Raw genomic sequence first — 20,033 nt, forward strand, 5'->3', positions numbered from 1 at the left:
CGGCTCGCGCCTCGTCACGCGCATTACATCGAAACGCTTGACAGGCGCTTTGGGCTCGCTATAATGGCGTTCTTTGCTGCTGACGCAACAGCGAACCGCAGCAAAAGCAACAGGAAACGCACCCTTGCCCAGGTGGCGGAATTGGTAGACGCACTAGGTTCAGGTCCTAGCGGTGGCAACACCGTGGAGGTTCGAGTCCTCTCTTGGGCACCAAGATGTTCGGAAAAGCCACCTTCGGGTGGCTTTTCCTTTTTGTGCGGAGACTGTGTTTTCGATTCAACAAGTTGTATGACTTTTCGATTGACACGGCGCCCGTTCCCGCTACAATAGCGGGCTCGCTGTACCCCTTGGCCCAGGTGGCGGAATTGGTAGACGCACTAGGTTCAGGTCCTAGCGGTGGCAACACCGTGGAGGTTCGAGTCCTCTCCTGGGCACCAAGGTCCTTATTTCGCGAGACGCTGCTTTCAGCGCATCGCATGCAAAAAACCCCACGCATCGTCGTGGGGTTTTTTGTTTTCCGCCTTCATTTTCTATTCGCTCTTCTTTCATTTTCGATTCGATTATCCAATCGATGAATCGAAACTGAATTGAATTCGTATCCTCCAATTCATTTAAAGCGCACATGCTGGCCGGATTAACCGGCCTGATTAACCGGCTGGTTTAAGCAGCCGGTTAATCGACGGCGTACACTCGTCCGTGCGAAGCGCCCGCACGCCCGGCCCGGGCGCCTGCGGCCGGTTTGCGAATTGCTGACCCGCATTGCAAATACGTCAAACGCTTGACCGAACGGAGACACTGGCAATGAGTTGGACCCGCGAACAGAGAAACGTGACGATTGCCGCCTATTTAGGCTGGACACTCGACGCGTTCGATTTCTTTCTTATGGTCTTCGTATTGAAGGATATCGCCGCCGAATTCAATACGAAAATCCCGGACGTGGCATTCGCGATCACGCTCACGCTGGCGATGCGTCCATTGGGCGCCCTGATCTTCGGCCGGCTCGCGGACAAGTTCGGCCGCCGTCCCACGCTGATGATCAACATCGCGTGCTATTCGCTGCTCGAACTACTCTCCGGCCTGTCGCCGAATCTCGCGACGCTGCTGATTCTGCGCGCCCTCTTCGGCATCGCGATGGGCGGCGAATGGGGCGTCGGCTCCGCGCTCACGATGGAAACCGTGCCGCCCTCGGCGCGCGGCTTCGTCTCGGGGCTGCTGCAGGCGGGTTATCCAACCGGCTATCTGCTCGCATCGATCGTCTTCGGCGTGCTGTATCAGCATGTCGGCTGGCGCGGGATGTTCTTCGTCGGCGTCGCGCCCGCGCTGCTGGTGATGTACGTGCGCGCACACGTGCCCGAGTCGCCCGCCTGGCGCGCGATGGAAAAGCGCGAGCGTCCCGGCCTCATCGCGACGCTCAAGAAGAACTGGACGCTCTCGCTCTACGCGATCGTCCTCATGACCGCGTTCAACTTTTTCTCGCACGGCACGCAGGATCTCTATCCGACCTTCCTGCGCGAGCAGCATCACTTCGATCCGCATACGGTGTCGCTCATCACGATCGTGCTCAATATCGGCGCGATCGTCGGGGGGCTGTTCTTCGGGGCGTTGTCGGAAAAGATCGGGCGGCGCGTGGCGATTTTCATCGCCGCATTGATCGCGCTGCCGGTGTTGTATCTGTGGGCGTTTTCGAGCGGTCCCGTGGCGCTCGCGACGGGCGCGTTCCTCATGCAGATTTCCGTGCAAGGCGCGTGGGGCGTGATTCCGGTCCACCTGAACGAGATCTCGCCCGACGACATTCGTGCGACCTTCCCGGGCCTCGTGTATCAGCTCGGCAATCTGCTCGCGGCGGTCAACGCGACAATGCAGGCATCGCTCGCCACATCGCATGGCAACAACTACGGCATGGCAATGGCGATCGTTGCGGGGGTCATCGCCGTGGTGATCGCGGCGCTGATCTTCTTCAGCCGCGAGCGCCGGGGTATCGATATGACGCGCGCGGCGCAGGAAATGGGTCCGGCCACGTAGTGCCGATGGCCGACGACTGGCCCCGCGGACATCGCGGGGCCGCGCTTACGTCAGGCTCCGCGTGGAACGCGACGCGACCCGCCTTCGCTTCCTTCGAAGGCGAGCTTTTCCAGCAGTTCCAACAACACGTGCCGGTCCGGGATATCACCTGCCTGCTTTCGCTTGCGGCGCAATCGGTGCACCGTACTCGGCGATACGCCGAGGTATCGGCTAAGCGCTCCAACCGGCGCGCCGTTCTCCAGGCAGAACAACATGACGAATCGTGCGACCGGCGTGATGCGTTCCGCTGCGTCCCAATACAGCGACAGCGCCCGGTGTGTGCAGGTTTCGTGAATGCTCGCGATTAGTCTCAGGTTCAACGGTACTCTTATAATTTTCATGCCTCCTTTGGCAAGAGTCAGCGATAACAACAAGTCTCCTGAAATGCAGGCCCAGTCCGGGAATGATGCTTCTTCGGGTACTTCACCGATATTTAGCCTGACTAATTGATCTAGACGCTTCAAAGTCCACTAAGCTCCGGTGACCATGTGCACGTGGCAGGTGGTCACGACAAGAAGCTGGCCCGTAGTGACTTGCTGTGTTGAACTTTCTCACTGGACGACACAGCGCCCTTTTGGTCCCCGCCTCGCGCGGGGATCGATAAATGCTCACGCATTGCGCCGAATGCCTTGAGCATGTACTCGATCTAGATCAAGATATTTTTATCCCGTCTCAGACAAGTCGGGAAGTGGACTATTCTGAGTTTAAGAGTCTCCTTAGTATTTGGAAGGAGTCTTATGTTTTCACGACTGAAATTGTCTCGCAACTGTAAAAAGCTCACGTAGAGAGATCAATCGAGACGATTGGCACGTCGCGTGCTTCTGGCTTTTCATCTCAAGCTCGTCGTCTCTCGTCGGAGACCCGTGATGCTCGCTGCCTACGCCGTCACATTTCTCCTGCTCGCGGGTGTCCTCACGTTCTTTCAGGCCGCCGCTCTCGCCTGGTTTGCCGGGCTGGCGGCCTGGGTCGCCCTGGGGGGCGCCGTCGGCCTCGTGAGCGTCGGCGGCGCGGTCGTTCTCTCGATCATCTTCGTGCTGCCGGCGCTCGTGCTCGCCGCGAAGCCGCTGCGACGTGCGCTGATCAGTCGCAGAGTACTGGACACGTTCCGCAAGATCTTGCCGGAGATGTCGTCGACGGAGCGTGACGCCATCGAAGCCGGCACCGTCTGGTGGGACGCCGAGCTTTTTTCCGGACGTCCGGCGTGGGACAGCCTGCTCGCGCACGGTGCGCCAAAGCTGACGCAGGAAGAGCAAAGCTTCATCGACAACGAATGCGCGCAACTGTGCGAGCTATCGAATGACTGGGATACGACCGCCATCTGGCAGGATTTGTCGCCGCAAGCGTGGGCGTACATCAAGGAACAGGGCTTTCTCGGCATGATCATCCCGAAGCGGTACGGCGGACGCGCGTTCTCCGCCTATGCGCACTCGCAGGTCATCATGAAGCTCGCGACGCATTCGTCGGCGGCGGCGGTGTCGGTGATGGTGCCGAATTCGCTCGGGCCCGCCGAGCTGCTGCTGCACTATGGCACCGAGGAGCAGAAGAACCACTATCTGCCGCGGCTCGCGCGCGGCGACGAAATCCCCTGCTTCGCGCTGACGAGCCCTTACGCCGGCTCCGATGCCGCCGCGACTCCCGATACGGGCATTGTCTGCCGCGGCGTGCACGATGGCCGCGAGACGCTCGGCTTTCGCGTCACGTGGGAGAAGCGCTACATCACGCTCGGGCCGATCGCGACCGTGCTCGGCCTCGCCTTTCGCGCGCTCGACCCCGAGCATCTGCTCGGCGGCGACGAAGCGCCCGGCATCACCTGCGCGCTCATTCCGACGACGCACCCGGGCGTCGACATCGGACGGCGGCACTGGCCGCTCAACGCGGTGTTCCAGAACGGCCCGAACTCGGGCAAGGATGTGTTCATCCCGATGGACTGGGTCATCGGCGGGCGCGCGCAAGTCGGCAACGGCTGGCGCATGCTGATGGAATGCCTCGCCGCCGGGCGCGCCATCTCGCTGCCTTCGTCGAACGTCGGCATGGCGAAGCTGGCCGTGCGCGGCACGAGCGCGTATGCCGCCGCGCGCCGCCAGTTCCGCACGTCGATCGGCCGCTTCGAAGGCATTCAGGAAGCGCTCGGGCGCATGGGCGGCAATCTGTACGTGATGGACGCGGCGCGGCGCCTGTCGGCACAGGCCGTCGATCTGGGCGAGAAACCTTCGGTCATATCGGCGATCGCGAAGTATCACATCACGGAACGCGCGCGAAAGGTGATCAACGACGGCATGGATGTCGTCGCGGGCAAGGGCATCTGCATGGGGCCATCGAATTTTCTGGCGCGCGCGTATCAGCAAATGCCGATCTCGATCACGGTCGAAGGCGCGAACATCCTGACGCGCTGCCTCATCATCTTCGGACAGGGCGCGATCCGTTGCCATCCGTACGTGCTCAAGGAGATGACAGCCACGCGCGAGGACGATCCACACCGCGCGCTGCGCGATTTCGACGAAGCCTTCTTCGGCCACGCGAGCTTTCTCGCGGCCAACGCGGTGCGCAGTCTCGTGTACGCGTTCGGCGGCACCGCGCTCATGCGCAAGCCCGCGCGCGCCGATGCGCGTCTCGTGCCGTATTACCGCGCCGCCACGCGCCTGTCGAGCGCGTTCGCTTTGTTCGCCGATGTCTCGATGCTCGCGCTCGGCGGCGAGCTGAAGCGCCGCGAGCGGCTTTCCGCGCGGCTCGGCGACATTCTCTCTCAGTTGTACCTGCTCTCCGCGACCTTGAAGCGCTTCGAGGACGACGGCCGTCCCGAAGCCGATTTGCCGCTCGTGCGCTGGGGCGCCGAAGATGCGCTCTTTCAGGCGCGCGCCGCGTTCGAAGGCTTGCTCGCGAACTATCCGAACCGCGCGGCGGCGGCGTTCCTGCGCGCGATGGCGTTCCCGTTCGGCGTGCCGCACGCAGCGAGCACCGACGCGCTCGGCAACGAGGTCGCGATGCTGATGCAGACACCCGGCGATGCGCGCGAGCGGCTCGTCGCGAACTCGCACGTTTCGGCATTCGAAACCGATCCGGTCGCGCGCGGCGAAAAACTGCTCGCGCTCACACCGGCGGTCGCGGCGCTGGAAGCGCGTCTGCGCGAGGCCGTCAAGGCGGGCCGGACCGCCCCGCTGCCGCAAAGCCCGCACGATATCGAAGCGTGGACGCAGGCTGCGGCGGAGCATGGTTTCATCGACGAAAACGAGCGGGCGCTGCTCACGCAATGGGCAGCTCATGCGCGCGAAGCGGTGAAAGTCGATGATTTTTCCTCAGACTTCGGTATCCTCGAAGCATTGCAAAAGCGCAGCGCGGCGCTCGAGCGGCAGTTGCCCGAAGCCATCGCCTGATGCATGCGGACCTGAAGCCCGCAGACCCACGGCACCGCCGCGCGCCCGACGACCGATCGCCAATCGATGAAAGACCGCTATCTCGACTTCGTCAATTCGCCCTTCGGCATGAGCATCGCACGCTCGCTCGGCCTTCCGCGTCCCGAGGTATTGCGCCGCTATCGCGCGGATCATGCCGAATTCGGCGGCATGGCCGCCATCGGCGCGGGGCCGTCGCCCGCGCTCTTCGATGACCTGATGGCCGTGCTTTCCACCATCGGCATGACGAGCGTCGCGCATGAGAGCGCGGCCGGCTGGCTGCCGGTTGCCGCGCGTCACGGCGCGATGAGCGGGCGCTTCGAGCCGCGCGCCCGCGATGCGCTCGCGAGCGATCGCGCGGATCGTGTCGAAGCGCTGATCTTCGATGCAACGGGCATCGTCGAAAGCGGCCAGCTGCATTCGCTCTACGCGTTTTTTCACGACGCGCTGCGCTCGCTCGCGAAGAACGGGCGCATCGTCGTGCTCGGGCGGCCGCCCGCCACGCGCGCGAGCGTGCCGGCCGCCACCGCGCAGCACGCGCTCGAAGGCATGGTGCGCTCGCTCGGCAAGGAAGCGCGCAACGGCATCACGTCGAACCTGCTGCGCGTCGCCGATGACGCGAATTTCGAGTCGGCGCTGCGCTTCTTTCTCTCGCCGCGCTCGGCCTATGTGTCGGGCCAGGTCGTGACCATCGATGCATCGTCCATTGCGCCGGACAGCTGGGCGACGCCGCTCGCGGGCAAGCGCGCGCTCGTGACGGGCGCGGCGCGCGGCATCGGCGCATCGATCGCGGCGGTTCTGGCCGGACACGGCGCGATCGTCACGGGGCTGGATGTCGAGACCGTCCGCGATGCGCTCGATCAAACCATGCTCTCGATCGAAGACGCATCGCCCTCGGGCGGCGCGCATGCGGCGCTCGTCGCGGACATCGCCGCGCCCGAAGCGCCCGGTGAGATCGCCGCGGCGCTTGTCGCGTCGGGCGGCATCGATATCGTCGTGCACAACGCGGGCATCACGCGCGACAAGACCATCGCGCGCATGACCGAAGAGATGTGGGACAGCGTGATCGACATCAATCTGCTGGCGCAGGCGCGCATCGATGAAGTCCTGCTCGCAGAAGGCGTGCTGCGCGACGGCGGGCGCATCGTCGCGGTGTCGTCGATCAGCGGGATCGCGGGCAATCGCGGACAAACCAATTACGCGACCTCGAAGGCGGGCGTGATCGGCCGCGTGCACGCGATGGCGCCCTCGCTGCGCCAACGCGGCATCACGATCAACGCGGTCGCGCCCGGCTTCATCGAAACACACATGACCGCGCGCATGCCCTTCGGCGTGCGCGAGGCCGGCAGACGGCTCAACTCGATGGGACAAGGCGGCCTGCCCGTCGATGTCGCCGAGACCGTGGCGTGGCTCGCGAGTCCGGGCAGCGCGGGCATCACGGGCAACGTCGTGCGTGTGTGCGGCCAAAGCCTGATCGGCGCGTGAGGGGAAAAGACGCATGCACGCACCGACCATGCCGCGCGCCCGCACCGTCGTCATCGATACGCTGCCGCCGCCCGCGAAGCTCTACGGGCGCGCACTGCCCGCGCTCTTCAGGCGCTCGCGCGCGCCGGAGCTGCCCGCGATCCGGCTCGTGCGTCCCAATGTGAAGCTCGACGCCGAGCAGGTCGGCCGCTATGCGCGCGTGTGCGGGTTCATCCCCGAGCACGGCGTGCCGCTCACGTTCCCGCACGTGCTCGCGTTTCCCTTGCATCTGATGATGCTCACGGATCCGTCGTTTCCGTGGTCCGCGCTCGGCGTCGTGCATCTCTCGAACAGCGTGCGCCTGCGGCGGCCGCTCGCGGCGGGTCAGAACCTGCGCATCGAAGTGGAGTGCGGGCCGCTCGTGCCGCATCAGAAAGGCCAGGCGTTCACGCTGCATACGCGCATCTACCGGCGCGGCGAGGCCGTGTGGGACGGCGACAGCGTCTATCTGAAGCGCGGCGTGAGAAGCGAGAGCGCCGCGCCGCCGTCAGACGTGATCGAGGCCGCCGATGCGCGCGTGCCGCTCCTCGCCCGCGAGGCGCGCTGGCAGCTTCCGCCGCAGCTCGGACGCGATTACGCGAAGGCATCGGGCGACTTCAACCCGATCCATCTGCACATGCTGAGCGCGAAGGCGTTCGGCTTTCCACGCGCGATCGCGCACGGCATGTGGACGCTCGCGCGCACGCTCGCGGCGCTGCATCCGGTCAAGGCGCTCGCGTCCGGATACGCGCACGGCGATTTCAAGTCGCCGCTTTACATCCCCGGCGAAGCGACGCTGTGGACCGCCGCGCCCTCGCCCGCCGCGCGCGATTTCGAAGTGCGCGATCTCGCGGGCGACCGGCCGCATCTGCGCGGCCATTTCGAATGGGAGCTGCCATGAGCGACGCGCGGCATGAGGTTCGCAGGGTGGCGATCATCGGCAGCAACCGCATTCCGTTCGCACGCTCGAACACGGCATACGCGAGCGCGTCGAATCAGGACATGCTGAGCTTCACGCTGCAAGGGCTCGTCGACCGCTACGGCCTGCACGGCATGCGGCTCGGCGAAGTGGCGGCGGGCGCGGTCGTCAAGCATTCGCGCGACTTCAACCTGACGCGCGAGGCTGCGCTTTCGACCACGCTCGCGAAGGAAACGCCCGCCTACGACGTGCAGCAGGCCTGCGGCACCGGCCTCGAAACGGTGATCCTGGTCGCGAACAAGATCGCGCTCGGACAGATCGACGTGGGCATCGCGGGCGGCGTCGATACGGCGTCGGATGCGCCTATCGCCGTGAACGAGCGCATGCGCAAGATCCTGCTCGAAGCGAATCGCGGACGCTCGGCGGGCCAGCGCCTCGGCGCCTTCGCGAAGCTGCGGCCCGGCATGTTCTTCAGGCCGCTTCTGCCGCGCAACGCGGAACCGCGCACGAACCTCTCGATGGGCGAGCATTGCGAACTGATGGCCAAGCGCTGGAAGATCTCGCGCGAAGCGCAGGACGCGCTCGCGGAGGAAAGTCATCGCAAGCTCGCGGCGGCGTATGGGCGCGGCTTCTTCAACGATCTAATGACGCCGTACAAGGGGCTCGCGCGCGACAACAACCTGCGCCCCGATGTGTCGCTGGATCAGCTCTCGCAACTGAAGCCCGTGTTCGATCGCGACGCCGGCACGCTGACCGCCGGCAATTCGACGCCGCTCACGGATGGCGCATCGGCGGTGCTGCTCGCCTCCGAGCAATGGGCCGCCGAGCGCGGACTGCCCGTGCAGGCGTTCCTGACGTACTCCGCGACCGCGGCCGTCGATCACTTCGACAAGCGCGAAGGCCTGTTGATGGCGCCCGCCTACGCGGTGCCGCCAATGCTCGCGCGCGCCCGCCTCGCGCTGCAGGATTTCGATTTCTACGAGATCCACGAAGCATTCGCGGCGCAAGTGCTGTGCACGCTCGCCGCGTGGGAAGACGACGAATACTGCCGCACCGCGCTCGGCATCGACGCGCCGCCCGGCTCCATCGACCGCGCGCGTCTCAACGTCAACGGCGGCTCGCTCGCGACGGGCCATCCGTTCGCCGCGACGGGCGGGCGCATTGTCGGCACGCTCGCGAAGATGCTCGCGAAGGCGCCCGCGCGCGGCGACGGCAAGCCGCTGCGCGGACTGATCTCGATCTGCGCGGCGGGCGGTCAGGGCATCGTCGCGATACTTGAGCGGTAAGCAGCAGACGTAGAAAGACAAGGCGTGCTATCGACGTGTAGCAACGAGATGAGTTGCGCCAACGGAGACACCACATGAGCCCGGGACAGGCAGCGCCGCGCGGAGCCCTGGAACCGCACGCGACGGACGGCATCTGGTATGCGTCGTATCCGCCGGATGTCGCGCGCGAGATCGATCCTTCGCGCTATCGCTCGCTCGCGCATTTCTTCGACGAATGCGTCGGGCGGTTTCGCGATCGCGTCGCGTTCGTGAGCCTCGGCTCCGAGCTGAAGTTCGCCGCGCTCGGCCAGAAGGCGCATGCGTTCGCAACGTATCTGCAGGACATCGGCGTGAAGCCCGGCGACCGCGTCGCGCTGATGATGCCCAACACGCTCGCCTATCCCGTCACGATGTTCGGCACGCTGATCGCGGGCGCGATCGTCGTCAATGTGAATCCGCTCTATACGGCGCGCGAGCTCCGTCAGCAGTTGCAGGACAGCGGCGCGCAGACCATCGTCGTGTTCGAGAACTTCGCGAAGACCGTGCAGGACGCGCAGCCGGGTACGCGCGTGAGGAACATCGTCGTGACCGGAATCGGCGATCTCCTCGGCAAGGGGCTCAACGTGAAGGGCCGCGCGATCGATCTGCTCGTGCGTCACGTGAAGAAGCAGGTGCCCGCGTACAGCCTTCCCGATGCGGTTCGCCTGCCGCAAGCGCTCGCGCGCGGCGCGCGGCGCCGGTTCGAGCCGGTGCGAGTCGGTCATGGCGATATCGCGTTCATTCAATACACCGGCGGCACGACGGGGGTCGCGAAAGGCGCGATGCTCACGCATCGCAATGTGATCGCCAATCTGCTGCAGGCGCTCGAATGGGCGGGCGGACGGCTCGTCGACGGCGAGGAGATCATCGTCACGCCGCTGCCGCTCTATCACATCTATTCGCTGACGGTGAACGCGCTCGCCTTTCTCGCGATCGGCGCGCGCAATGTGCTGATCGTCAATCCGCGCGACATCCGCGCGCTCGTGCGCGCGCTGCGTCACGAAAATTTCACGGCGATCACCGCGCTCAACACGCTCTACAGCGCGCTCATGGACAACGAAGACTTCCGCAAGCGCAACTTCTCCGCGCTCAAGCTCGCGATGGCGGGCGGCATGGCGACACAGCGCGTGATCGCCGAACGCTTCAGGGCGATGACCGGCCAGTCGCTCGTCGAAGGCTACGGCCTCACCGAATGCTCGCCGCTCGTCTGCGCGACGCCGCTCGATGCGCATGGCGACAGCGCCTTCGCGGGAACGATCGGCGTGCCGGTGCCCTCCACGATGGTGCGTCTGCGCCGCGAAGACGGCGCCTGGGCGAACGTCGGCGAACCCGGCGAGCTCTGCGTGCAGGGCCCGCAAGTGATGAAAGGCTACTGGAACCGTCCCGAAGACACGGCGCAGGCTATCGACGCGGACGGCTGGCTCGCGACCGGCGACATCGGCGTGATGGATGCGCGCGGCATCATCCGGCTCATCGACCGCAAGAAGGACATGATGATCGTGTCGGGCTTCAATGTGTATCCGAACGAGATCGAGGATGTGCTCGCGGCGCATCCGAAGGTGCGCGCGGTGGCGGCCGTGGGCGTGCCCGACCCCGTGACGGGCGAGCGCGTGAAGGCGTTCGTCGTGCGCCGCGACGACTCGCTCACGGTGGAAGAACTGCTGAAGTTCGCCCGTTTACACCTGACCGGCTACAAGGTGCCTTCGTACGTCGAGTTCCGCGACGCGCTGCCGCTCACGACGATCGGCAAGGTGTTGAGGCGCGAATTGCGCGAAGCCGGATTGCAGCCATCGAAACCGCAGGATCGGCTTTAGGAGATGCTCATGCCGCGTGCGCGATGCCGCCGGACGCTGGACGTGCGGCTCGCCCGCGCGTGCCTCTTCTGCTTCTGCGCGATGTTCGCGAGCCTCTTCGCGCGCGCGCAAACGAAAGACGAAATCGCGCAGGTCGCCGGTCTCGGCCTCGAGCAGCAAGTGCAATGGCTCGCGCAGTCGGCCGCGAGCGGCGCGCTCGCGAAACTCGACGATGCCCGGCTCGTCGCCCTCTTCCGCTCGCTCGATGCGCGCACCCTGCCGCGCTATCTGCAGGACGGCCTGCGCGACTTCGCGTCCTGCGAGTTCACGATGCGCCGGCGCGAGCGCATCAAGGGAAAATGGCCGAAGCGCGAGGATCACATGCTCGTGCGCGTCACGCGCGAGCCGCTGCGCATCTACGCCAAATGGCTGCCCGATGGCGCGCACGCGGGCCAGGAAGTCATCTACGACGATTCCAGGCGCCCCGACCAGCTCTACGGTCATCTCGGCGGCTTCCTGAGCGTCGTGCCGATGTGGACCTCGGTGAACGGCGTGTTCGCGCGCGCGCAGTCGAATCACTCGATCCGCGAACTCGGCATCGATGCAATCACGCGGCGCTTCATCGACGAGGGACGCAAGTTCGCGGAAGCCGGCATCACGAAGCCGTCGAATATCGAAGTGAAGATCGTCGACGGGATGCGCGTGGTCGCCTTCACCTATGAAACGCCCGATGGACAACCCGAGTTCTACGCGAAGAAGGAAGTGCTCGGGCTCGACCTCGAGCGGCCGCTCTTTCGCACGCTGGAGTCGTACGACAACGACGGCGAGATTTTCGAAAGCATCGTGTTCGAGCACATCGAAACCAAACCCTTCGACGATCTGACGTTCGACCCGAAGAATCCCGACTATCGCTTCTGATCGAAGCCTTAATGAAACGCCCCCTGACTTCGTGACACGTGGTGTAACAACGGGCCGCACCGCGCGCCGCGCGTTTTAAGTTTCGCCTAAGAGTCGGCCGATAACCTGCCCGCATCCCATCGACATCAAGGTCTGCGCACAGGCGTCATGCCGAGAGCGCCGCGTATCGTCATGCAAACTTGAGGACATCTTTCATGAACCTCCGCCGTCCGGCTTCCGCACCCGTGCGAGCCATCAAAAGGCTTCTGAGCCACCACGAAATCGCCACATTGCTTTTGCTGATGCACGCGCCCATCGACGTCATGGCCGCCACGCCCGATGTCGCCTCGCTGCAGGAATATGGATATGTCGAGATCGTGTCGCCGGAAGTGGGCAAGCCGGAGGTGCGGCTCACCGAAGACGGCAACGCGGTGCTGCGCGGCCTCGGCGTCAAGTAAAGGCATTCTCCGAACCGGGCCTCGCGGACGCCCGCCAACGCGAACTCTGTAATAATCGGTCGATCCCTTTCACCATCGACCAAGGAGTGATTCGCGATGTCCGCCCTCTCGCCCATCCTGCAGCGCGTGCTCATCACCAACGACGACGGCATCGACGCCCCTGGCCTCGCCGTGCTCGAAGCGGTCGCCGCGGAACTCGCGCACGAAGTCTGGGTCATCGCCCCCGAGCACGATCAAAGCGGCACGTCGCACTCCATCAGCCTGCACTCGCCGCTGCGCATATCGCGTCAGGGCGAGCGGCGCTACGGCGTGCAAGGCACGCCCGGCGATTGCGTCGTGATGGCCGCGCGTCACATCATGAAGGACGCGCCGCCCACGCTCGTGCTGTCCGGCATCAACCGCGGCGCGAATCTGGGTGTCGAAACGATGTTCTCCGGCACTGTCGGCGCGGCGATGACAGGCCTCCTGCTCGGCCTGCCGTCGATCGCGCTCAGCCAGGCATTCACCGACCGCGAGAACGTGCGCTGGGATACGGCGCGCGCGCTGGCGCCGGGCGTGATCAGCCAGCTGCTGTCGATTTCCCACGACGCCCCCACGTGCCTGAACGTCAATTTCCCCGATTGCGACGCGTCCGCCGCCGGTCCGCTCACCGTGACGCGGCAAGGCGTCGGGCTCGTGGAAGGCATCGATGTGCTGCCGCTCGTCGATCCGCGCGGCATCGACTATCACTGGCTGCGCTTCCAACGCGGCCCGCGCCCGAATTCGCCCGATAGCGAAACGGCGGTGGTGGCGTCCGGCCGCGTGTCGGTCACGCCGCTGCATTTCGATCGCACCGACGAGCGCACCTTCGCCACGCTCGAAGCGGGTCTGAAACACGGCGTCTGAGTCTGGAACGCGCGCCGCTAGAACGTTTCCTCGCAGACGTAGCCGATCGCTTTCTCGTATGCTCCAGCGATCACGACAAGGAGACGACATGACCCGTTCCATCGGCCCGCGCGGCGTGCGCCTGACGCTCGGCGCACTCTGCGCCACCCTCGCTGCGAGCGCGTTCGCGCAGGCGGCGACGCCCGTCGGCACCTGGCAGACCATCGACGATCAGACCGGCAAGCCGAAAGCGATCATCCAGATCGTCGACGACGGCAGCGGCCAGCTGTCCGGCAAGGTCGTGCGCGGCGTCGGCGAGTTCGATCATCCCGACAGGCGCTGCACGGCCTGCACCGACGAGCGCAAGGATCAGCTGATCAAAGGCATGACGATCATCACCGGGATGAGACAGGATGGCGAGACATGGGACGGCGGCCGGATTCTCGACCCCGAGAACGGCAAGCTCTACAAGTGCAGGATGAAGCTCGAGGACGGCGGGCAGAAGCTCGTCGTGCGCGGGTATGTCGGCGTGTCGCTGCTGGGACGATCGCAGACGTGGGTGCGCCAGCAATAAGCGATGAGCGGCAGCGTCAGACAAGATAAAAGCCGGTCGAAGATGCTTGTCTTCGACCGGCTTTTTCATTGCATCACGGATTTTGAAGTCAGCAGGCTCAGGCGGCGTGCCGCTCCTGCGCTTGCGCGGCTGCCGGCACTTCAGCGCTCTCGAGCTTGAACTCCGCCGGCACGCGCATGCGGGAAGTCATCAGCGAATAGAGCGATTCGCCAGCCGGCCCGAACAACTGAGTCATCACGCGCAGCAGCACGCCCGACTCGTGCCACGCCTTGAAACGCCGATACGGAAAGGCGCTGTGAGCCGCGTCCAGCAAGGCTGTAGCCTCTGACCGGGTTCCACTGGGACACTACTGGGACACCGACATGGCGACGATCACACATAGACCGGACAACGTACCTGCACGCAAATGGCAGGCGAAGGTCAGAAGGAAAGGCTTCCCCTCACAGAGCAAGGCATTCGCCTCCCGCGCCGAAGCAGAGGTATGGGCCAGAAGCATTGAGGCCGAATACGACAAGGGCCACGCCGTCGATCACAGCGACGCTCGGGACACGATCCTGCGGGATCTGCTCCGGCATTACCTCGTGGACGTGGTGCCACGGCAGAAAGGCCATGAGACGGAAGGCCACAGAGTCAGGTTCCTGATGCGGCAGCCTGTGACGGCGTTCTCACTGGCGAACCTGACGCGCTCCGCGCTCGTCGCGTACCGAGATCACCGGCTGCGTACCGTCAGCGGCTCGACCGTGCGGAAGGAACTGCTGGTCATGCGGCGGGCCATCGAACACGGCAGGAAAGAAATGGGGCTGTACTTGGCCGAGAATCCGCTCGTCTGGATCAGGTTGCCCGAGGAGAATGAAGCTCGGGAGCGGCGACTCGCACCGGGAGAGGAAGAACGCCTGCTCGTGGAGTGTCAGGCAGCGCGTGCGCCGTACCTACTGCCGCTCGTCGTGCTCGCCATCGAGACCGGCATGCGGCAGTCAGAAATGCTCGGGCTGACGTGGGATCGGATCGACACTGCGCGCCGGGTCGCGTACCTGCCGACGACGAAGAACGGCCAGCCGCGTGGCGTGCCGCTGACCAGACGGGCCGTGCAAGCAATCGAATCGATGCGGAATGCCCGCGTTTACCAATGGTCCCGCGAACCTGCTGGCGGGCCGTTCCTGCACGTCTCTGCGACAGTAGTGCGCCATGCTTTCATGCGCGCTAGAGACAAGGCCGGGATGCACGATCTGCGGTTCCACGATCTGCGCCATGAGGCTGTCTCGCGGCTATTCGAACGCGGACTGAACGTGATGGAGGTCGGCTCGATCTCCGGCCACAAGACGCTCTCGATGCTTCGCCGTTACAGTCACCTGTCGATGGATCACCTGCTGTCCAAGCTCGACTAAACAGCGCCGCTCGCGTCGGCTTCGCCTCGCTCGGCTGGCGCCCGCGCCAACAGATGGCGCATCGGAAGGCGGCTCGCGCCGCCCTCATTAGATGAACGTCCGATGCTTGCGCCGCACGATCAACGAGACAAGCGCCTCGCTCACACCGTACTTTCGGGCAAGCGCCGCGCCTCCGCATTCCTTGGAGCCTCGCACGTATTCTGCCCGGATAGCGTGTACCTTTTCATCCGTAAGCTTTGCATTGCCATTCCGTGCGCCGATCAGTTCCGTACCGTCGCGGCGTCGGTCCTTCGCGTTCTCCTTCCGCGTCTTCCAGTTCAGATGGACCGGATTGCAGCACAGCCGGTTATGGCATGGTCCGTGTGCGGCTTCTCTGTATTCGCCATCCTCCGGCCAGCCGTACGCAAACATCAGCGCCAGCCTGTGCACCGGGAAATATCGCCGTCGATGATAGACGCGCCCGTACCCATTGTCTGCAAGCGGGCCTTGCCAAATCCAGCAGCCGCGTTCGTTCTCAACGCTCCGGCTTCTGATACCACTTAACGTCATAAAAGCTCCTTGAATACTTCAGGGTTGATGTTGTTCCGCACGTCATGCCAAACTGTCTCCGCCGAGGAACGGGGACACTGACCGCCCTAGTACCTGCACTCGATCAACTATCGGAGAGCAAGGTATGGGTACGCTTCAGAAACGTCCGAACGGTAACTGGACGGGCAAGATTCGCCGCAACGGTTTTCCCTCGCTATCGCAGACATTCCGCCATCGCTTCGAAGCGGTCGCATGGCTAGCGGAACAGGAAGCTGCGCTAGACGAACGTGTTGCCGCCGTGCGCGTGGCCGAACACAACAAACGCATCGCGTCGGAGGGCGATCCTCGCTATCTGTTGTTCGGCGATCTCATGCGTCGTTACCTCGAAGAGGTGTCTCCGCAGAAGGACGCTTCTGGCGAGGAGGCCATCCGTATGCGCGGGTTGCTGAAACACAGCATCGCCGCGTGCCCTGTCGGTGCAATGAATGGCGCACGCGTCGCGGAATGGCGCAACGAGAGACTGAAGTGCGTCAGTGGATCGACGGTGAGGCGGGACAAGAATCTGCTCTCTCATGTAGTCGAGATCGCCCGGAACGAGTGGGAAGTGAACATCGACCCTAACCCGTTCAAAGGCGTTCGGATGCCGCGAGAGAATTTGGCCCGCGAACGCCGTCTGTCGCATGCCGAGGAAGTCGCGCTGCTCTCCGCATGTGGCGATACGTGGAGTCCGTTCGTCAGACCCATCGTCATACTCGCGTTGGAAACGGCTATGCGGCGTGGCGAAATTCTTGGACTGACATGGGAGCGGGTATTCCTCGCGGAGCCGTCCGTTCAATTGGTACGCACGAAGACTGGTAAGCCACGTGGTATTCCATTGTCGCGCCGGGCAATCGCCGTGCTACAAGAGCTACGCCCGAACTCGCCAGAAGACACCCGGCTGGAGGGACGCGTATTTCCGGGCCTCTCCGCGAACGCATTGAAGCTCGCCTTTCGCCGCGCCGTCGAGCGGGCGAAGATCAAGGACTTCCGCTTCCACGATCTTCGGCACGAAGCGACCTCTCGCCTGTTCGAGAAGGGACTATCCGTTATGGAAGTAGCCAGCATCACCGGCCATCAAGACGTAAGGATGCTGCGCCGGTACACGCACCTGCAAGTGCGCGATCTGGCTCGCAAGCTAGGCTAGGCGTAACGCTGGCGCGGCAGCAGCCTCGTAAGAAGCCGCTGCCGCGCCGCGCATCATGCCGTGGCGGCGCGACCGATCAAACGTCGCCCGACAATGTGAAATTGAAATTGCCGCCACTACTGCTGCTGTCGCTGCCGCCGAGATTCCAGTCATTGCGGGACTGGCCGCTGTCGAATCCGTACTTGTCACCGCCACCAGCGTTCGTATTCGTCCACGAGTCGCCCACGGAGTTGACGCCGTTGATGATCGCGTTGGACGAGTAGTTCTGCGTCTGTCCGACACCGCCGCTGCCGTTGGTGTTGTCGCTTCCGCCGATCATCGTGCCTTGGTTGTTGCCCTGCCTGAACTGCTGAAAGCCACCGCCACCTGTTGCGCCCATTAGCGCCATCTGTGCCGCCGTGAGGTCGGGCGACTTAGCAGGCTTGATGTACATCGTCGGGATCGCCGCCTGATAGTTCATGTTCGCCACCGTCTCACCGTAGTCCTGCGACAGGATGAGGTTCGAGCGCAGCCCGCTGTTCTGCATCGCCGCGTCGAAGGACACCTGCTGCATCTTCGTGGACTGGTTGACGGCGAGCCGCGCATTACGGCCCTTCATCGTGGCGCGCATGATGTCGGAGCTAGAGCCACCCACACCACGCGCCGCGTTGTCGGCGTTGATCGCACCAAGCGCCTGTGCAGCCTGAATTTGCTGCTCGACGTTGCCGCGAATCATCGAGTCCATCACGCGAGCGTGGTTGGTCTGCGCGATGTTCCACTGAGCGCCCGCAGCCTGCGCCTTGGCGCTGTTGCTGATCGAGCGCTGCGTATTGGCGAGATTCGCCTGCGCTGCGGCGAAGCCGTTGCCAGCGTCGCGCAGCTTGTTCGCGTTATCCGCCTGATCTTGAGACAGCAGATTCGCGGCATCCGTCTTGGCCGAATCCACCGTGTACTGCGCGTTGTTCTGCGCGTTCAGGATCGTGCCTTGATACACGCCCTCGACTGCGCCCGCGATCATCTGCATGAATTGACACATCGTGTTCTCCTGTCGATTAATGAATTGTCGAAGAGGCGATCACTGGGATCAGCCCGAGCATTGCGCCTTGCCCGAACCGCGTCAGGTACGCCAGCACCTCGGGTCGCGCCGGATGTCCCGGTCGCATGATGACTAGACCCATGAACTGCGCTAGCCGCACCTCGCCTTCTGCGGCGTTGCGAGCGTGCTCGTTCGCCTCCGCTGCGAGTTCAGCTAACGAACGGCCTGACGGAATGCGGCAAGGCTCTCCGATGTAGGTGATGCTCATTGTTTCCTCCTTAGATTGACCAGCCCGCCAGCCGAAGCAAGGCGATAAGGTCAGGGTGTTGGTTGCAAAGCTCGAAGATGCGATTGCGCGGGACGCTGCCGAAGTCCTCACTGTCGATGTGGAGCGCAGGACAGCGCACCGCGAGCCGCCCCGTCGGGTATTGCCTAGCGGACCACTCGCCGCTGCGGTACTCGATGGATTCGCCAGCCCTCTCGCGCCGTCGCTCGTCTTGTCGGGCCAGATAGCCGTCGCGGGATTGGCTCGCGTGCCAGCGTGTGATGCACCGGCCTCGGGCGTCCGTTTCGAAGTGCGTGCGCTTCCGCTGGCATGTCCAGCACGAGGAGTTGTACACACGTCGCCGAGTCGTGCCGCACCGCTCGCACAGCCTGCCGTCGAACCATGTGCAGCCAGCAATCAGCGCGTCGATGCGGGCTTGATACCGGGTCTGCTCGCGCAGCACCCGCTCGAAGGCATGGTCAGCGCGGGCGATTTCACGGTGTCGCTTCGTCAGCTTGGCGGCGTACGGCGCGATCGACCACAGCCCGCGCTCTCTGTGCCGCCGTGCTCCCTTTGGTCGCGCCATGTCAGCGCCCGGTCTTGCGCGCCTGCCGCTCGCGCTGGTTGCGCTGGTTGCAGGCTGAGCACTTCCCGTCCAGCACGCGGCGGCGCGTCGTCCCGTCCGTGTTGCATGTGTTCGAATGCTCGAAGCCGGACTCACCAGCTACAAAAGCCCGCCACCGTTCCGCACCGTACTTGTATCGCATCCGTGGTGCGTACATCGGGTCCACGCGCATTCGCGCCGTATGTGCTGGAAGGTCAGCCCTACGGAGAATCAGCCTCATACCGACACCTTGCGGGCTGCGATCTCGGCGGCGAAGTAGTCCCGCACCTGTCGCTTCGTGAGCGCAAGCGCCTCGTCACCCGTCAGATGGCTACGGATGGCGACGCGCTGACAGCGGTCAAGCACAGCGAGCAAGCCCCGTTGCACCTGTCGCAGCGTCCTGGCCTCAGTCTTAAGCTCAGCCTTCAGTTCGTCGTCGTACAGCAGCGGCATCACAGCGCGGCCCCGTTCATCACGGCAGCGGTGCGGGCGTGGATCAGCGCGCCGCGCACGGTCTTGAGCACGGCGGTCTGCGTGCTGCCGATGTCGTCCGCAATGTCACTGATGCGATCACCGGACAGGAAGCGGTCGAGAACCGTGGCGCGCTCCTCGGGCGTCAGGCTCTCGAAAGTCATGGCTCGATGCACGTCGGACGGACGCACGCCGATACGCGCTGCCGTAGCATTGAAGAGTTCGTTGCTGTTGCCGACGCGAGCGGCACGGATTTCGATAGCTGACAACTTAACCACTGATGTAACCCCGCGCATGGTCTGCGTAGTGCTTCATCAGCGCGTTGAACGGGTTCGCAGGATCACGTCGCAATACAGCAGCCGGAATCAGTTCGGGACGCCGTGACACGGCGCTCAGGAAGATACGGTTCTGATTGTTCAACGGCTGCTGGATCGGAGTGCCGCGCAGCGTACCGTGCACGATGTACGACGGCATCCCGCCGTTGCGAGCGTCGCCCACCAAGTTGATAGCTGTGACCTCGTACTCACGGATAGCGCGGTCATCGTCGGCAGCGCGGATGCCATCGAGATGTTCATTGATGAAGGACGCTTCCGCTTCGGCAGCGAGGAGGATTTCGCTAGCGGCCTGCAAGCGCTTAAGCTGCTCCACGAGCGGCGCAGCGTCACGGATGATCGCGGCAAGGTCGATCAAGCGCTCGCGAGCGGCTGCTTCCGTCGCAGGCATCGGGTATCGGATCAAATTCTTCTTCGACATGTGTTGCTCCTTTAGTCTGTTGGTTAGATGCCGACCCGCATCGCGGGCGGCTCTACTGTGGATGCCC

The 20,033-nt window shown here is 64.2% G+C and carries 21 protein-coding genes and 2 tRNA genes; 14 read left to right on the plus strand and 9 right to left on the minus strand.

All coding sequences use genetic code 11. The features are described from left to right. Positions 1-126: 126 nt before the first annotated feature. The 3 genes from AC1Z32_RS22040 to AC1Z32_RS22050 all read left to right on the plus strand — a co-directional run bounded on the left by AC1Z32_RS22040 (position 127) and on the right by AC1Z32_RS22050 (position 2,022). A tRNA-Leu gene (locus AC1Z32_RS22040) sits at positions 127-213 on the plus strand. 137 nt (positions 214-350) lie between these two features. Continuing rightward, a tRNA-Leu gene (locus AC1Z32_RS22045) sits at positions 351-437 on the plus strand. A gap of 364 nt (positions 438-801) precedes the next feature. Next, positions 802-2,022 (plus strand): MFS transporter, encoded by a 1,221-nt coding sequence (locus AC1Z32_RS22050; protein WP_483480564.1) that lies wholly within the window; start codon positions 802-804, stop codon positions 2,020-2,022. Between the two features lie 50 nt (positions 2,023-2,072). Here AC1Z32_RS22050 and AC1Z32_RS22055 read toward each other — a convergent pair whose 3' ends face one another. Then, positions 2,073-2,525, minus strand: a complete 453-nt coding sequence (locus tag AC1Z32_RS22055) for a hypothetical protein (protein ID WP_483480565.1) — start codon at positions 2,523-2,525, stop codon at positions 2,073-2,075. A gap of 402 nt (positions 2,526-2,927) precedes the next feature. Between AC1Z32_RS22055 and AC1Z32_RS22060 the strand changes: the two genes are divergently transcribed. The 9 genes from AC1Z32_RS22060 (at position 2,928) to AC1Z32_RS22100 (ending at position 13,762) form a co-directional block, all read left to right on the plus strand. After that, entirely contained in the window at positions 2,928-5,432 is a 2,505-nt protein-coding gene (locus AC1Z32_RS22060) for an acyl-CoA dehydrogenase (protein ID WP_483480566.1), read from the plus strand. Positions 5,433-5,498: 66 nt separating this feature from the next. Continuing rightward, the gene (locus tag AC1Z32_RS22065; RefSeq protein WP_483480567.1) at positions 5,499-6,935 is read left to right on the plus strand and encodes a 3-oxoacyl-ACP reductase; all 1,437 of its coding nucleotides are present in this window, start codon (positions 5,499-5,501) and stop codon (positions 6,933-6,935) included. Positions 6,936-6,948: 13 nt separating this feature from the next. Continuing rightward, positions 6,949-7,854, plus strand: coding sequence for a MaoC/PaaZ C-terminal domain-containing protein (locus AC1Z32_RS22070; protein ID WP_483480568.1), 906 nt, complete (start codon positions 6,949-6,951; stop codon positions 7,852-7,854). Then, a complete protein-coding gene (locus AC1Z32_RS22075; RefSeq protein ID WP_483480569.1) occupies positions 7,851-9,158 on the plus strand; it encodes an acetyl-CoA C-acetyltransferase in 1,308 nt (435 codons plus the stop codon). Before AC1Z32_RS22070 ends, AC1Z32_RS22075 begins: the two co-directional genes overlap by 4 nt. 74 nt (positions 9,159-9,232) lie before the next feature. Next, positions 9,233-10,990: an AMP-binding protein gene (locus AC1Z32_RS22080; protein ID WP_483480570.1), complete on the plus strand. Its 1,758-nt coding sequence runs from the start codon at positions 9,233-9,235 to the stop codon at positions 10,988-10,990. Positions 10,991-11,071: 81 nt separating this feature from the next. After that, on the plus strand, positions 11,072-11,887 hold the full coding sequence (locus AC1Z32_RS22085; RefSeq protein ID WP_483481715.1) for a DUF1571 domain-containing protein: 816 nt from the start codon (positions 11,072-11,074) through the stop codon (positions 11,885-11,887). Positions 11,888-12,081: 194 nt separating this feature from the next. Further along, positions 12,082-12,324, plus strand: a complete 243-nt coding sequence (locus AC1Z32_RS22090; RefSeq protein WP_483480571.1) for a hypothetical protein — start codon at positions 12,082-12,084, stop codon at positions 12,322-12,324. Between the two features lie 96 nt (positions 12,325-12,420). Then, the gene (gene surE, locus AC1Z32_RS22095; protein ID WP_483480572.1) at positions 12,421-13,209 is read left to right on the plus strand and encodes a 5'/3'-nucleotidase SurE; all 789 of its coding nucleotides are present in this window, start codon (positions 12,421-12,423) and stop codon (positions 13,207-13,209) included. 88 nt (positions 13,210-13,297) lie between these two features. Continuing rightward, the gene (locus tag AC1Z32_RS22100) at positions 13,298-13,762 is read left to right on the plus strand and encodes a DUF2147 domain-containing protein (RefSeq protein WP_483480573.1); all 465 of its coding nucleotides are present in this window, start codon (positions 13,298-13,300) and stop codon (positions 13,760-13,762) included. 97 nt (positions 13,763-13,859) lie between these two features. Here AC1Z32_RS22100 and AC1Z32_RS22105 read toward each other — a convergent pair whose 3' ends face one another. Then, complete coding sequence (locus AC1Z32_RS22105) at positions 13,860-14,075, minus strand: hypothetical protein (protein ID WP_483480574.1); 216 nt, start codon at positions 14,073-14,075, stop codon at positions 13,860-13,862. A 49-nt stretch (positions 14,076-14,124) separates the two neighbouring features. Here AC1Z32_RS22105 and AC1Z32_RS22110 point away from each other — a divergent pair, with 49 nt between their 5' ends. Continuing rightward, on the plus strand, positions 14,125-15,147 hold the full coding sequence (locus AC1Z32_RS22110) for a site-specific integrase (RefSeq protein WP_483480575.1): 1,023 nt from the start codon (positions 14,125-14,127) through the stop codon (positions 15,145-15,147). Between the two features lie 87 nt (positions 15,148-15,234). Here the strand turns inward: AC1Z32_RS22110 and AC1Z32_RS22115 are convergent, their stop codons facing one another. Continuing rightward, positions 15,235-15,696, minus strand: a complete 462-nt coding sequence (locus AC1Z32_RS22115; protein WP_483480576.1) for an HNH endonuclease family protein — start codon at positions 15,694-15,696, stop codon at positions 15,235-15,237. 124 nt (positions 15,697-15,820) lie between these two features. Here AC1Z32_RS22115 and AC1Z32_RS22120 point away from each other — a divergent pair, with 124 nt between their 5' ends. Next, positions 15,821-16,858, plus strand: a complete 1,038-nt coding sequence (locus AC1Z32_RS22120) for a tyrosine-type recombinase/integrase (protein ID WP_483480577.1) — start codon at positions 15,821-15,823, stop codon at positions 16,856-16,858. Between the two features lie 76 nt (positions 16,859-16,934). Here the strand turns inward: AC1Z32_RS22120 and AC1Z32_RS22125 are convergent, their stop codons facing one another. From AC1Z32_RS22125 to AC1Z32_RS22150, 6 genes are all read right to left on the minus strand, one after another. Then, entirely contained in the window at positions 16,935-17,873 is a 939-nt protein-coding gene (locus AC1Z32_RS22125; protein ID WP_483480578.1) for a hypothetical protein, read from the minus strand. Positions 17,874-17,889: 16 nt separating this feature from the next. Beyond that, positions 17,890-18,141, minus strand: a complete 252-nt coding sequence (locus AC1Z32_RS22130) for a hypothetical protein (RefSeq protein ID WP_483480579.1) — start codon at positions 18,139-18,141, stop codon at positions 17,890-17,892. A 10-nt stretch (positions 18,142-18,151) separates the two neighbouring features. Beyond that, positions 18,152-18,724 carry a hypothetical protein gene (locus tag AC1Z32_RS22135; protein ID WP_483480580.1) on the minus strand — a complete coding sequence of 191 codons (573 nt, stop codon included), beginning with the start codon at positions 18,722-18,724 and terminating at the stop codon, positions 18,152-18,154. A gap of 255 nt (positions 18,725-18,979) precedes the next feature. Continuing rightward, positions 18,980-19,195 (minus strand): hypothetical protein, encoded by a 216-nt coding sequence (locus AC1Z32_RS22140; protein ID WP_483480581.1) that lies wholly within the window; start codon positions 19,193-19,195, stop codon positions 18,980-18,982. Next, the gene (locus AC1Z32_RS22145) at positions 19,195-19,482 is read right to left on the minus strand and encodes a hypothetical protein (protein WP_483480582.1); all 288 of its coding nucleotides are present in this window, start codon (positions 19,480-19,482) and stop codon (positions 19,195-19,197) included. Before AC1Z32_RS22145 ends, AC1Z32_RS22140 begins: the two co-directional genes overlap by 1 nt. 1 nt (position 19,483) lies before the next feature. Then, complete coding sequence (locus tag AC1Z32_RS22150; RefSeq protein ID WP_483480583.1) at positions 19,484-19,966, minus strand: hypothetical protein; 483 nt, start codon at positions 19,964-19,966, stop codon at positions 19,484-19,486. Between the last annotated feature and the right edge of the window lie 67 nt (positions 19,967-20,033).

This window comes from Caballeronia sp. 11_S32 (assembly GCF_056930355.1).